This is a genomic window from Sphaerospermopsis kisseleviana CS-549 (assembly GCF_028329225.1).
GTDB lineage: Bacteria > Cyanobacteriota > Cyanobacteriia > Cyanobacteriales > Nostocaceae > Sphaerospermopsis > Sphaerospermopsis kisseleviana.
The window spans coordinates 1-13339 of record NZ_JAQMTI010000037.1; the positions used below are offsets into that span (position 1 = coordinate 1).

Annotated in this window: 17 protein-coding genes and 1 pseudogene; 4 read left to right on the plus strand and 14 right to left on the minus strand. The window is 38.2% G+C overall.

Going from position 1 to position 13339, the window contains the following annotated elements:
- Positions 1-546: serine/threonine-protein kinase (locus PN497_RS02740; protein WP_272109542.1), on the minus strand; the 546-nt coding region annotated here is incomplete at its 3' end.
- Positions 547-714: 168 nt separating this feature from the next.
- Here PN497_RS02740 and PN497_RS02745 point away from each other — a divergent pair.
- Positions 715-1671 (plus strand): NAD-dependent epimerase/dehydratase family protein, encoded by a 957-nt coding sequence (locus tag PN497_RS02745; RefSeq protein ID WP_096569192.1) that lies wholly within the window; start codon positions 715-717, stop codon positions 1669-1671.
- A 255-nt stretch (positions 1672-1926) separates the two neighbouring features.
- Here the strand turns inward: PN497_RS02745 and PN497_RS02750 are convergent, their stop codons facing one another.
- From PN497_RS02750 to PN497_RS02780, 7 genes are all read right to left on the minus strand, one after another.
- On the minus strand, positions 1927-2436 hold the full coding sequence (locus PN497_RS02750; RefSeq protein ID WP_096569195.1) for a YceD family protein: 510 nt from the start codon (positions 2434-2436) through the stop codon (positions 1927-1929).
- A 250-nt stretch (positions 2437-2686) separates the two neighbouring features.
- Entirely contained in the window at positions 2687-3220 is a 534-nt protein-coding gene (locus PN497_RS02755; RefSeq protein ID WP_190348358.1) for a Jag family protein, read from the minus strand.
- 2 nt (positions 3221-3222) lie between these two features.
- Positions 3223-4374 (minus strand): membrane protein insertase YidC, encoded by a 1152-nt coding sequence (gene yidC / locus PN497_RS02760; protein WP_096569200.1) that lies wholly within the window; start codon positions 4372-4374, stop codon positions 3223-3225.
- Positions 4375-4605: 231 nt separating this feature from the next.
- Positions 4606-4995 carry a PH domain-containing protein gene (locus PN497_RS02765; protein ID WP_096569202.1) on the minus strand — a complete coding sequence of 130 codons (390 nt, stop codon included), beginning with the start codon at positions 4993-4995 and terminating at the stop codon, positions 4606-4608.
- Positions 4982-5404, minus strand: a complete 423-nt coding sequence (gene rnpA / locus PN497_RS02770) for a ribonuclease P protein component (protein WP_096569205.1) — start codon at positions 5402-5404, stop codon at positions 4982-4984. The genes PN497_RS02765 and rnpA overlap by 14 nt, the downstream gene beginning before the upstream one ends.
- A 22-nt stretch (positions 5405-5426) precedes the next feature.
- Entirely contained in the window at positions 5427-5561 is a 135-nt protein-coding gene (gene rpmH / locus PN497_RS02775; RefSeq protein WP_096569209.1) for a 50S ribosomal protein L34, read from the minus strand.
- Positions 5562-5760: 199 nt separating this feature from the next.
- Entirely contained in the window at positions 5761-6267 is a 507-nt protein-coding gene (locus PN497_RS02780; RefSeq protein ID WP_096569212.1) for a DUF2808 domain-containing protein, read from the minus strand.
- A 681-nt stretch (positions 6268-6948) separates the two neighbouring features.
- Between PN497_RS02780 and PN497_RS02785 the strand changes: the two genes are divergently transcribed.
- From PN497_RS02785 to PN497_RS02795, 3 genes are all read left to right on the plus strand, one after another.
- Entirely contained in the window at positions 6949-8103 is a 1155-nt protein-coding gene (locus PN497_RS02785) for a Re/Si-specific NAD(P)(+) transhydrogenase subunit alpha (protein ID WP_096569215.1), read from the plus strand.
- Positions 8104-8265: 162 nt separating this feature from the next.
- The gene (locus tag PN497_RS02790) at positions 8266-8559 is read left to right on the plus strand and encodes an NAD(P) transhydrogenase subunit alpha part 2 (protein ID WP_096569218.1); all 294 of its coding nucleotides are present in this window, start codon (positions 8266-8268) and stop codon (positions 8557-8559) included.
- Positions 8556-9959 carry an NAD(P)(+) transhydrogenase (Re/Si-specific) subunit beta gene (locus PN497_RS02795; RefSeq protein ID WP_096569221.1) on the plus strand — a complete coding sequence of 468 codons (1404 nt, stop codon included), beginning with the start codon at positions 8556-8558 and terminating at the stop codon, positions 9957-9959. The genes PN497_RS02790 and PN497_RS02795 overlap by 4 nt, the downstream gene beginning before the upstream one ends.
- A 153-nt stretch (positions 9960-10112) precedes the next feature.
- On the opposite strand, the gene PN497_RS02800 is transcribed toward PN497_RS02795, so the two are convergent.
- From PN497_RS02800 to PN497_RS02825, 6 genes and pseudogenes are all read right to left on the minus strand, one after another.
- Positions 10113-10487 carry a type II toxin-antitoxin system PemK/MazF family toxin gene (locus PN497_RS02800; protein WP_028089797.1) on the minus strand — a complete coding sequence of 125 codons (375 nt, stop codon included), beginning with the start codon at positions 10485-10487 and terminating at the stop codon, positions 10113-10115.
- Positions 10459-11238 carry an AbrB/MazE/SpoVT family DNA-binding domain-containing protein gene (locus tag PN497_RS02805; protein WP_096569224.1) on the minus strand — a complete coding sequence of 260 codons (780 nt, stop codon included), beginning with the start codon at positions 11236-11238 and terminating at the stop codon, positions 10459-10461. The genes PN497_RS02800 and PN497_RS02805 overlap by 29 nt, the downstream gene beginning before the upstream one ends.
- A 760-nt stretch (positions 11239-11998) precedes the next feature.
- Positions 11999-12340: a XisI protein gene (locus tag PN497_RS02810; protein ID WP_096569227.1), complete on the minus strand. Its 342-nt coding sequence runs from the start codon at positions 12338-12340 to the stop codon at positions 11999-12001.
- Positions 12328-12549: pseudogene (locus PN497_RS02815) on the minus strand (element excision factor XisH family protein); the annotation flags it as partial. The gene PN497_RS02810 and the pseudogene PN497_RS02815, both read right to left, overlap by 13 nt.
- Positions 12550-12750: 201 nt before the next feature.
- The gene (locus tag PN497_RS02820; RefSeq protein WP_096569230.1) at positions 12751-13041 is read right to left on the minus strand and encodes a hypothetical protein; all 291 of its coding nucleotides are present in this window, start codon (positions 13039-13041) and stop codon (positions 12751-12753) included.
- A gap of 6 nt (positions 13042-13047) precedes the next feature.
- The gene (locus PN497_RS02825) at positions 13048-13251 is read right to left on the minus strand and encodes a hypothetical protein (protein WP_096569232.1); all 204 of its coding nucleotides are present in this window, start codon (positions 13249-13251) and stop codon (positions 13048-13050) included.
- Between the last annotated feature and the right edge of the window lie 88 nt (positions 13252-13339).

Consider the following 13339-nt stretch of genomic DNA (forward strand, 5'->3'; position numbering starts at 1 on the left):
CCCAAAATCTACTAAAAATAACTTATTTTCACTACTCAAAATAATATTTTCTGGTTTAATATCTCGATGAATTACTTGTTTACTATGAACAAAATCTAATATTTGCAAAACTTCTATTAATAACTTTTTAATTTGCTGTTCAGAAAAAACCCCATTTTTATCTAACTCAGTTTGTAGAGTTGCACCTTTAACAAATTCCTGTACTAAGTATTGACGATTATCGGATGTAAAATAAGCCATTAACTCAGGTATTTGCGGATGCTTACCCAACTCCTCTAAACGTTGTGCTTCCTGTGCAAATAACTGAGATGCTTTTTCAATACTATCCGTTCCCTGTGCTTGGGGTAAAAATTGTTTAATTACACAATAAGGTTTTGATGGTTTATCCTCATCAATAGCTAAAAATGTTCTCCCAAAACCACCTTGACCTAAAATTGATAAAGGTACATATCTTTCCTTTAGCAGTAACTTATTACCGCACTTCTGACAATATTGAAAACTATCAGGATTAGAAAAAAGACAGTCAGGATTAAGACATTGACGCATAGACTCAACACCAACACACTGTTATAATTTTACCCTAATTAATCAAAACCTAGGCAAAATCTCTCAAAACCTCAGATCCCCGACTTCTTTAAGAAGTCGGGGATCTATCTGCTCAAATCATGCTATAATCATACACCGTTATCAAAAATCCCCAAAAACCCAACATCAATGACTAAACAACGTATTTTAATCACAGGTGCAAGCGGCTGTATCGGTCATTATATCAGCGAAACATTAATAAAAAACACAGAACACGAATTATATTTATTAGTCAGAAACCCCAACAAACTACAAATTAACGCTCAAGTACGTCCAGGAATCACCATTTTACAAGGTGATATGCAGGAAATTAGTAATTTTTCCAACCTCCTAAAAACTATAGATACCGCAGTTTTAACAGCAACTTCTTGGGGTGGAGATAACATTTTTGATGTTAATGTCAACAAAACCATAGAATTAATGAACCTGTTAAACCCAGAAAGATGTCAACAGGTAATTTATTTTTCAACTGCTAGTGTTTTAAATCATGAAAATCAACCTTTAAAAGAAGCAGGAGAAATCGGCACAGATTATATTAGTTCTAAATATGATTGTTTACATAAAATTGAACATTTAGAAATTTTCCCAAAAATTACTACCGTGTTTCCTACATTGGTTTTAGGGGGAGATGATCAAAAACCCTATTCTCATTTAACTTCAGGTATTCCTGAAGTTACTAAATATATTAATATCATTCGCTTTTTACAAGCTGATGGTAGTTTTCACTTTATTCATGGTCAAGATATTGCCACAGTTATACAATATTTAATTGATTATCCACCACAAGCAGGAGATCCACGAAGATTTGTTTTAGGGCAATCTGGGTTAACAGTAAATCAAGCAATAGAAGAAGTTTGTGAATATTTGAATAAAAAGATTTATTTCCGCATTCCCCTATCCTTGAGTTTAGCGAATGTGATTATTAAAATATTTAGGATTCAAATGGCAGCTTGGGATAGATTTTGTATGAATTATCGGCATTTTACCTATTCTCATGCTATCAATCCCGCGAGTTTTGATTTGCCTAATTATTGTGCAACTATGAGGGATGTGTTAAAAATTAGTGGCGTTAAAAGTGGGAAATAAATATGTGAGAAGTTATGAGGATGAAATAGGGCGATCGCCTGGTAATTTACAGCAGTTTTCATGTCTTTAGACCACAGTAAGGGCGAAGCATTCAGATGATAGTCTTAGGTAAAAACCGATAATTAATTGTCCGAATGCTGATGCTTCCAGCACGCTTCGCGAACGCCCCTACATTGTTGACGCGAAACCTAAATCAAAATGTGGTTTATTTACCTGAAAATAGCTGTAAAAGGCAAGGCAAAAGTATATGGACAATTATTCAGGAAGTTGTTTTTTCAAACTTTCTAAAGCAGACCAACGTCTATCAACCTGCTTTTCACCACCAGCAGCAGCAGTATTATCTAAAATACCCGGACAATTGCGATCGCACAACTGACGTTGAGGAATAGCTAAACACATTTGCTCATACAGCCATTCACTAGGATAAAAATAACCATCAGGTGAAAGCGTTTCTACTAAATCTTCCATAGCAACTTCCCTTTCTAAAGGCAAGTCTTCAACTTGATTAGCATTAGCATCTAACCAAATAATTTCTTTAGTATTAACAGCCAAACGTTGATTATATTGCTGCAAACAGCGGTTACAGGTACAAGTAATAATTGATTCTGCCTGACCAGAAACTTCTAAATAATTACCCTGATGCTGGACGCGGATAGTTCCACGCACAGGGGTTAAAGTTTCCAGTCCAGGCAGAGACTCGTTAACTTGAATTTCCTCTGTCCGTTCCGGGGCTTTGGTTAGCTGCGGAATAAAAATAGCGTCCATTATGATGAGTGAGATATCCTCACAAAAAATTATGGTTAATGATCAGCAAAATTGCTGATAGCTGATATAAGAATTCAGGGGTCAGGAGGAGGCAGTGCGGCGGACGGGTTCCCCGGCATAAAGCAACTGCCGTTCAGGAGTAAGAATGTTTGATAAATTGGTAGATTATCAAAATAGGGAGTTTAGGCGCAAGCTTTAAAAAGCTGACTGCTGACTGCTGATAGCTGAATACTTATCTTTGATTTTAGCTTTAATAGCCAGGATCTGTTGGTGGTTCAGTCGCAGGACGAACTACTAAATTACGATGGGGTTCTTTACCACGGCTAAAGGTTTCCAAATCAGGAAATTCCTTTAAAAAGCTGTGAACTTGTCGCCTTTCCGCTGAACTGAGGGATCTAATTTCCACTTCTCGTCCAGAAAAACGCACTTCTTGAGCCGCAGTTCTAGCTAAAGCAGTTATTTCCGCTTGTCGTCTGACACGGTAGCCATTCAACTCAATGGTATAAGATGTCTGCTCATGTTCTGGCTGATGCAAATTTAGTACCGAATTAGCTAGATACTGCATAGCATCTAACACTGAACCACCAGCACCAATCAAAACTTTGATTTGTTCTGGCATCAAATTCGATTCATCAATAGTCAACCAATAGCTATCAGGTTCTTGAGAAACTGCCCCCAGAGTAGGAGCAGCTCCTAAATTACCCTTAACATTAGTAGAGATTCCAGTAAGTTGCAGCAATTGTGTTAACCATTGTTCACCACGCTGCATAGAAATTTCACTCATAATTAGCCTGTAGCCTTTTTCTTAGAACTTTTTGGTTCAAAGGGCAAAGCTTTAACCTCTACAGTTGCCGCTTGTTGTTCCTTTTCCTGGATAGCTACAATTTTTTGCAGTTCCTCTGGTAGAGGTTCGCGGGAAAGAATGTAGGTTTGCAGGGTTTGGAAAACGTTACCAATTACCATGTACATTAATACACCAGCAGGTAGCGGGAAGAACAAAAACATTCCCGAAAAGATCACAGGTGTAATTTTATTAACTGTATCCTGTTGTGGATTACCACCACTGGAATTTTGCCCAGACAGCATTTGGCTAAAATACAAGCTGATGCCAAAGAAGACTATCATGCCGACAATATCCCAGTGAACTACACCATCTGGATCTATTGCCCCTACCCTACCTAAAGCATCAATAAACAGAAATCCTTTATCTGCTGCCAGTCCGGGAATTGTGCCTTGTATTGTCACATCTCCAGGTTGTAAGGCTTCTATGTTGCCTTCGGCATCAATTTTAACTCTATCTTCTCCTTTGGTTATTTTCCATTCAGGAGTTAATTTAGTTTCTGGATGTTCTGCTAACAGAGCCTCAAAGGGTTTGCCCTCCAATGTTTGATATTGGATCTTTGTGTTTTCTCCCACCGCTAACTTATTACCACCGGGAAGAATAGCGGTAATTTTTGTGTGATCCCCATCAGCAATGTAGATGTTTTGGGGAGGAGTTGCAAAGGCTTGGGGTTGAATGCGTTCTATTTGTTCGGATGGAAAGATTTGCAGGTTAACGGAGTAGTTCACACCTGCAAATGGTGAACCCCGCAAAGTGGCAAACAGTGCTAGTAAAACTGGCATCTGTAACAGCAGGGGCAAACATCCAGCTAAGGGGTTGCCAAACTCTTTCTGAACATTCACCATTTCCTCTTGCTGCTTTTGCGGATCGTCTTTATAGCGTTCTTTAACTTCCGCCATCCGCTTTTGCATGAGAGGTTGCACTATTCGCATTCGGCGCATACTGCGAATAGAACCTGCACTCAGGGGATAGAGTGCAAACCGAATGATTAATGTTAAAGCAACGATCGCCAATCCATAGCTAGGAAAAAAACCATAGAAAAAGTCTATGATTGGCAGCATTACGTTGTTCGAGAGAAACCCGATACCAAAATCCATTATTCTAAATCCAACCCAAGGTACTGTAAACTGAACTGAATCTAATTTATCTAAATCGTGATTTATTAGCGACTATCATTGGCTACGGATAGCCGCACAATGGGGACTGGTGATTGGTGATTGGTGACTCTATTTTGGATTTTGGATTTTGGATTTTGGATTTTGGATTGTTTTTGTCATCCTCTAATCTAAAATCTAAAATCTAAAATCTAAAATTTCCCTGCCTCCTGCCTACTTTTGAGCAGCAGTATATTGGGGATTTTTAGCGGCTACTTTCTCACTTATATAATCATAAGTTTCCCGAAAATTGGGAATAGCCCGTATTTCTAACCGACTACCGTTTTTCAGGGTAAGTACCATATCTCCCCATAAACCTATGGCACGGGGAACTTTTACCACTTTGACTATTTCTGAATAAATTACGTCAGTGCGATCGCGTCCCATCCAACCACCCATCACAGCAACTCGCCGATCAGTGATTTTAAAACGTAACCATAACGCTCTAACTATCGCTCCAATAGTTAATGGTAAACCCACAACCGTTAGCCCAATCAATAAATTGAGAATCAAATCCCCAATATGGGGACCACCTTCATAATAAACTTCTTCACGAATACCCATTTATTACCTCTGCTTTTACCAACAACTGCTCTAATTCTTGCAGAAATTGTTGGCTTACGCACTCAGATTCTGCTGTCTTTGGCTTGACAATCACTACCAATCGCCATCCAGGTGATAACTTAGGCAATAATTGAGACAATGCGGCTGTAATTTGCCGTTTAATCCGATTGCGAACTACTGCTCTTTTACTGACTTTGGTGCTAATGGAAACGCCAATTTTTGTACTAGCTAAATCTTGACATTTAGTTAATTTTATGGTATCAGCGTCATTATCACTAGAAGTTTCTTGTGGACGTGACGGTTTTAAAGCTCTCAAAGTGAAATGAGAGCTATGACACCGAATTCCTTCCCGGAAAACCGCTTGGAAATCCTTGCGGGATTTTAATCTATATGCTTTGGGCAAAGCCACAGCTACTCTATTTGCTGGATGCCTAAACGCTTAAACGATGACGACCTTTTTTTCTTCTGGCTCTAATTACTCTTCTGCCAGTTGGGCTTTGCATTCTAGCACGAAAACCAGAGGTTCTCTTTCTCTTCCGACAAGTTCCACCCAATGTTCTTTGCATTTCTTTGTCCTCTTAGGCGATTTTTATAAAAAGTCACAATCTGCTATCTTACCACTTTACAGGCAATAAGAGTACATTTCTGGATACAGTTTCTAGTGATTGGTGATTGGTGATTGGGGACTGGTGATTGGGAAAATACAAATAATTTGCTACCTGTTACCTGTTACCTGTTACCTGTTACCTGTTACCTGTTCCCTTGTTAATTGATGCTGATGAGCCAAGTACCTAAGTAGCGCAACATTGGTACATCTCCAGGGGAGAGGACTTGACAGTTAAAATGGAACATTCCCCCAAAGGCAGGATTTTGCACGTTGGATAGCACTAACTCAACTTTACTACCTGCTGGTACTGGTTCTTCGGGAAATATCTCTATTATCCGTCCTTCTTTATTCCATTTAACTTCACTTAAAGGAACACTTTTTCCTTTAACTCTAACTTCAACCCTTTTAGTATCAAAACTGCCTTTGTAATAATCAGGGTAAGTAATGGCAAATTGGGCAACTGCCAATTTCATTTTTTTGGCGGGTAGTCTGAGTATATATCTATCCGTGGCGTTGGTTTGTCCACCAAAATCTAAAAGGAAGGGTAGTTGATTTTCTCCCTTAACACCGCTAAATAGTGTAAAACCTTGTTGTGCCAAACTGACAGCCGGAAAAGTCGTTAATAAACAACCAGTTACAGCTAAAGCAGAAAGTAAACGTCGCATAGTTAGGCTTCCTCTAAATAAATATTATTTCTGAGCTCTCTGTAATCTTCAGTAACAGTCTTGTTAGTATTCTTAACTAAACTTTACTACTTTATACTTAATCATAGACGAAAAATGAAAATAAAAGTGCCAAAAGTACATTTTTACTCTGAAGATGTGACAATCAGGCAAAAATAAGGCTTAACCCTATGGTGTGGGATGTGGGGTGTAAAGTTTTTCTTTGTTTGTGTTGCAGATTGTATAGAGATGTTGAGTAAAATAACATTTTTTTGATAAAAGTTGAAAAAAGTTTTTGCCGATCGCTCCTTAAATTACAATCAATCAATTGTTGAGACTCAACCTTTGTATATTCTGAATCCTGACAAAATCGTGCAGTTAAGTAGAAAATATCAAACTTACCCAATTTAAGTATGGCAGAAAGTAGAAATTAAATTGCACAATCCCGAAAATAATCTGAAGACATAGATATAACATCAAAAAATGCACATAAGATGTGCAGTAACCACAACAGTTGAGAACCATCTAGATCATATTTGCCAATAGCAAAAATGCTTTACACAAGGGTTCAAGACAAAGTTCATGGTTCATGTTGCATTAGTTGTATCAGTTTATTAAAGACGTACATCAATAAATAGCTAAAAATAGCTAACAAATATTAAGTATTTATCTCTAGGAGATTGCATGAAAATAGCAGTAGCTAAAGAAATAGAAGTTTGTGAACGTCGGGTATCATTAATTCCTGACATTGTAGCCAAATTAATCAAACAAGGATTAGAAATTTATGTAGAAACTGGTGCGGGAGAAAAAGCATTTTTTACTGACGCTGACTATGAAGCAGCAGGAGCGAAAATAATTAGTGATCCTGCTACATTATGGGGTGAAGCAGACATAATGTTAAAAGTCAGTCCACCCCAAGAAAGAGAAGATGGACGTTCTGAAATAGACTTACTCAAAACTGGATCTGTTTTAATCAGCTTTCTCAACCCATTAGGAAATCCCCAAATAGCGCAAAAATTAGCACAACGGCAAATTACAGCTTTAAGTATGGAATTAATCCCCCGTACTACCAGAGCGCAAAGCATGGATGCTTTATCTTCCCAAGCATCACTATCAGGGTATAAAACCGTACTTTTGGCAGCAGCAGCATTACCAAAATATTTTCCGATGTTAACCACTGCTGCCGGTACTATTGCCCCTGCTAAAGTATTTATTATGGGTGCAGGTGTAGCAGGTTTACAGGCGATCGCCACTGCAAGGAGACTAGGAGCAGTAGTAGAAGCCTTTGATATTCGTCCAGCCGTCAAAGAAGAAGTACAAAGCTTAGGGGCGAAATTCGTGGAAGTTAAATTAGAAGAAGAAACCGTTGCAGCAGGTGGTTACGCAAAGGAAATATCGGAAGACAGCAAAAAACGCACCCAAGAATTAGTTGCTGAACACGTCAAAAATTCCGATGTAGTCATTACCACCGCCCAAGTACCAGGCAGAAAAGCACCCATCCTAGTTACAGAAGAGATGGTAAAAGCCATGAAACCCGGTTCTGTAATAGTAGACTTAGCAGCAGAACAGGGTGGAAACTGTGCTTGTACCGCACCGGGTAAGGATATTGTTTGGAACGGTGTAACAATTATTGGACCAATTAATTTACCTTCATCCATGCCTGTACACGCTAGTCAATTGTACTCTAAAAATATTACTGCATTAATGCAGTTATTGATTAAAGATAAAACGTTACAGGTGAATTTTGCCGATGATATTGTTGATGCTGCTTGTGTTACTTATGGTGGTGAAATTAGAAATCAACGGGTGAAGGATGCTTTGCAAGCTGTTGTGGTTTAGTTTTGAGGATTTTTTAGGGACGAACCGCAAAGAACGCAAAGTACACGTTCACCGAAGGTGTTCCCGAAGGGTAGGAAAGAGTGTTAGAGAGAGATTTTCCGTTTGTTCTCTAAATTCTCTCTGCGTCTCTGCGTGAGCTAACAATTTAACATCTTAAATAACATGAATGAAACTTTACTAGCGGCTTTATTTGTGCTTGTTTTGGCTTCTTTTATCGGCTTTGAAGTCATTAACAAAGTTCCCCCGACTCTTCACACTCCTTTGATGTCGGGTTCTAATGCTATCTCTGGCATTTCGGTAATAGGTGCAATTCTCGCTGCGGGGGAGAGAAACACCAATTTATCAGTAATTCTCGGTTTAATTGCGGTGATATTGGCAATGGTTAACGTTGTCGGTGGTTTTTTGGTTACAGACAGAATGCTGCAAATGTTTAAAAAGAAGGATGTTAAAGCATGAATACTTTTATGCCTACTGGGATTCAGCTAACTTATTTAGTAGCTGCATGTTTATTTATCTTTGGGTTAAAAAAGCTAGGTTCTCCTGCAACTGCACGTAATGGTAATGTGATTGCTGCGGTGGGAATGTTATTAGCTGTGGTTGCCACTTTATTAGATCAGCACGTATTAAATTACGAGATGATCTTAGTGGGTTTAGTCATTGGTTCTATTATTGGGGCTGTGGCAGCTTACAAAGTGCAAATGACGGAAATGCCCCAAATGGTAGGTTTACTTAACGGTTTGGGTGGTGCATCTTCCGCACTTATCGCTGTGGCAGAGTTTTGGCGGTTATTAGATGCTTCTCAACCTATCACCCTCGCTGTCAACATCTCTATGTTATTGGATGTGTTGATCGGTGGTGTGACGTTAACCGGTAGTTTTCTGGCTTTTGCTAAGTTGCAAGGTTTGGTTAGTGGTACTCCTATTACCTTTCCTTTGCAACAACCTGTTAACCTCTTGCTTTTAGGTACATACTTGGCTGGAAGTGCCTATTTAATCATGTCACCGGATAGTTTACCCGTGTTTTTAGCGGTGGTGGCGGTTTCTTTGGTGTTGGGGGTAATGTTTGTATTACCCATTGGTGGCGGTGATATGCCCGTTGTAATTTCGCTGTTAAACTCTTTATCAGGGGTTGCTGCGGCGGCGGCGGGTTTTGTGGTGATGAACAATATGTTAATCATCGCCGGTGCTTTGGTGGGTGCTTCGGGTATCATCCTTACCGAAATCATGTGTAAGGCCATGAACCGGTCGTTATTCAGTGTGTTATTTAGTGCTTTTGGTTCTGTAACTACTGCCAGTGGTGGAGGTGTTGCGGGTACAAGTAATCAAACTGTTCGCAGTATAGATCCTGAAGAAGGGGCGATGATGTTAGGTTATGCCCGTTCTGTGGTGATTGTACCAGGTTATGGGATGGCAGTTGCTCAAGCACAGCATAGCGTCCGGGAGTTGGCAGATCAACTAGAACGCATGGGTGTGGATGTGAAATATGCGATACATCCGGTTGCGGGGAGAATGCCGGGACACATGAATGTATTATTGGCGGAAGCTAATGTACCTTATACGCAGTTATATGATATGGAGGATATTAATCCCCAGTTTGAACAGGCTGATGTAGCGTTAGTGATTGGTGCTAATGATGTGGTGAATCCTGCGGCGCGTAGTGATGCGAATAGTCCGATTTATGGAATGCCGATTTTAGAAGTTGATCGGGCGAAGCAAACTATTGTGATTAAGCGTGGTATGAGTGCGGGTTTTGCTGGTGTGGATAATGAGTTGTTTTATAAGGATAAGACGACTATGTTGTTTGGTAGTGCTAAGGATATGGTGGCTAAGTTGGTTAGTGAGGTGAAGCAACTGTAAAAAATAGTTTTAGATATTTAACTTGCCTTGGGTTTTGATATTCCTGTGGCAAGTTTACTAGGCAATTACTATGAGCTTATCTGGCTAACGCACAATTTAAAACGGCTATTAGTATTTTACTAATTGCTTTTACCCTAAGCCATTACAACAATTTTAATCTGTTTGAGGATAAGGAATTATTGACGATAATATACTAATTACTTCAGTAACAAATTCAACTGAAACTTTTTCAATAAATTTAGCTTTTCTTGCTTTCCAGTCAACACTTTTAATATGATCTGCTAAAACAAAACCTGTAGTGTTTATACCGTTAGGTACAGGAACTTCAAAAGCATAACCTTTTGTACTGTTAGTTATTGGGCAAACTATAGCAAGACCGAAATCATTATATATCATAGGAGAAATAATTAAAGCGGGGCGATTACCAGCTTGTTCATGACCCGCTTGAGGGTCGAAATATAGCCATACAATATCGCCCCGATCTGGTACATAGACATTACTACCAGACTTCCTTACCGATTGGTTCACCCCAGTCACTTTCACCATGAGAATTGTTAGGAGTCATTTTTGCTAAGAACTCCTCCAAATTATACCTCTTACATGGTGCTTTTGCCTGGTAACTAGGATTATTGTCAGAGTTATTAGAAACTATTTGCTCATATTTATTTATTAAGTGAGGCAAACGTACATTTACATCAGAATCACTTAATACATGAAAAAGAGAACTCTTGAATTTCAAAAATGAATCTTCGTGTTTTTCGCAAATAGCTTGAGAAATACCAAATTCAGATAAAGAATATCGTCTTTGAGACAATAATTCTTTGATATAACCAAACAAAATTAAGTCTTGAAGCTTATCAGTGAGATAGTTCCAGTAGTTCTCTACGATTCTAGATTGAACATAATTAATTTCCGAAACTCTTTCTATAAACTTCTGAAAAGCCATGTCCAAGAATTTTTTTTCAAGGACGTAACTACGTTTTGATTTATTTTCAGAATCATCAGCAGGAATACGTTCAGCAAGCTCCTTGATTTGTGAACCTGTGATACAAAGCTGTTCTTGAAGCTCGACCAAAATCATAAATTCTTGGAGAGCCTCAGAGAGCTTAGATTTTACTTGATCTATGTTTATGCCTTGACGTTGTGCAATATTTCCAAGAAATTCATAAAATTCAGCATTGGAAGAGTCACAGGCTAAACACTGCTCTAAAAATGATTGAGCTTCTTCAAGCCGAAATTCTTCAAAATAATCAGGTTTGATAGCCTCTAGGATACTCATTTGCAACACCTACGCTGAAAAAGCGCATTATTGTTTTAGTCTGTTTTACCTTGTTCCACTTTATCCTAGCTTGTCTTACGCTAAATATCAAGACTACTGAATATAAAAATACCATATTTACCTAAGTAGGCGTTTCCTTCTTCCTGTACGTGAAGTCAAACGATGATGTTCAGGATTTGATTGTAATATTTGGGGGAGTAATTGCGATCTTTCTCCTCTTCCTTCGTGTTCTTTGCGTCTTCGTGGTTCGTTAAAAAAGGATGCTGGGGAAAATGTGCGATCCTCTGTGTCCTATGTGTCTCTGTGGTTCGTTAAAAAAAGAATGTTTGGGAAGTTGAGGGGGTGCGATCGCTATTTGGGAAGTTGGAGGGGTGGGATCGCTCTTACTCTGTGTTCTCTGTGTCTCTGTGGTTCGTTTCAAAAGAGATGTTGGGAAGTTGAAGGAGTGCGATCGCTCTTTCTGTGTGTTCTCTGTGTCTCTGTGGTTCGTTAAAAAAAGAATGTTTTGGAAGTTGAAGAGGTGCGTTAGCGAAGCTTACCGAAGGTATCGCTATTTTGGGAAGTTGGAGGGGTGCGTTAGCGAAGCTTACCGAAGGTATCGCTGTTTGGGAAGTTGGAGGGATGCGTTAGCGAAGCTTACCGTAGGTATCGCTGTTTGGAAGTTGAAGGGATGCGTTAGCGTTAGCTTACCGAAGGTATCGCTGTTTGGGAGTTGAGGGGGTGCGATCGCATAGGTTATTGTAGGCGATCGCTATAATATTTAAGCAATAGCAAATTCAGTATATTTCCTTTCATCAGGAGGATGAAAAGCTAAAACAATATCAAGATTAGAAATACCTAACCTCATCAACTCATTAGCTATTCCTTCCTCAGTCCAATCTTCTTCAATCCAAATTTTATCATTTTTAATTCTGACATTAACTTGAATATTATTTGTTCTTTTCTTACCATCCCAACCCAAAAAACACCAAATGTAGTGATAGTTATTATCATCAAAAACCAAACAACTTTCATCAGTTAAATTTGTTGCACCAGAAACCCAATTATGATATTCTGTGAGAACTTGTTTAATTGCTATTTGATATTTTTCTACTTTATCCATTGTAATATTTCCTCCTTTTCTACATTCACGACAATGATCAAAATTTGATTTAATTGGACAATCTCTTTAATTGAATCTCTTGTAAAAAAGTTTTGATATGTACTTTCTTTAATAGCCAAATAAATTGTATAGTCTGGTTCTGTGAGAGTAATTAAATTACGATATAAAATATATTGCCCTAAAGCTATTTCAAAATCTCTCATGGGAGAAGGACTAAGAAAACGTTAGCGAAGCTTACCGAAGGTATCGCTTTACCAAAACAATAAAAACCTCAATCAGATATTGACAATTAATAAATCAGAAGATAATATAAAGGTAGGCATAGCCTGGGGGTAGTCGTATGACTGCCGCATCATAAACCGCTCGCGTAGCGGTTTTGTTGTTTTTAGGGGCTATCAAAGCAATAATACTTAATTCCCAAAGTAGTAACATAATTCTGCTGCTTTTAACATCACTTCTGTGGTAATAGGAAGATAAATAATTTCTGCTTTTATTTGATTCAGTTTTCTAATTCCTGATAACTTATTTGCTCTTAATAATTCCCGTCTAATTTCATAATCTATAATTTCTGGTAAAATGACTTCATAACCTCTTTCAAAAAGACTATAAAACCATTCTTGACATTGCACAGCTAGAGGGTTCGCTTTAGGATTAGTAATTAATCCTACAGGTGCAGAATCTAAAACAATAACCTTACTCATTTTATTTTAAATTGAAATACTATTCATAGATTCAATAATTTCTAAATTTTCTTGTTGTTCTTGTTGATCATCTGATTCATTCCAGGACTCAAACAATCTTTTAATATTATTTTTTCTATCTTCTTTTTTAATTGCATCACTTTTATTAATTTCATTAATAGCAGAAGTGTTGAATGTTAAGATTTTGAGGATATTGTCCAATTTGTGCATTGGTATCAGTGATACCAAATTTGAGCAATTAATGACTCTATTCTCAATAGACAATAGGTTTTACCTGGGTAAAACGCCAAGATTGTAA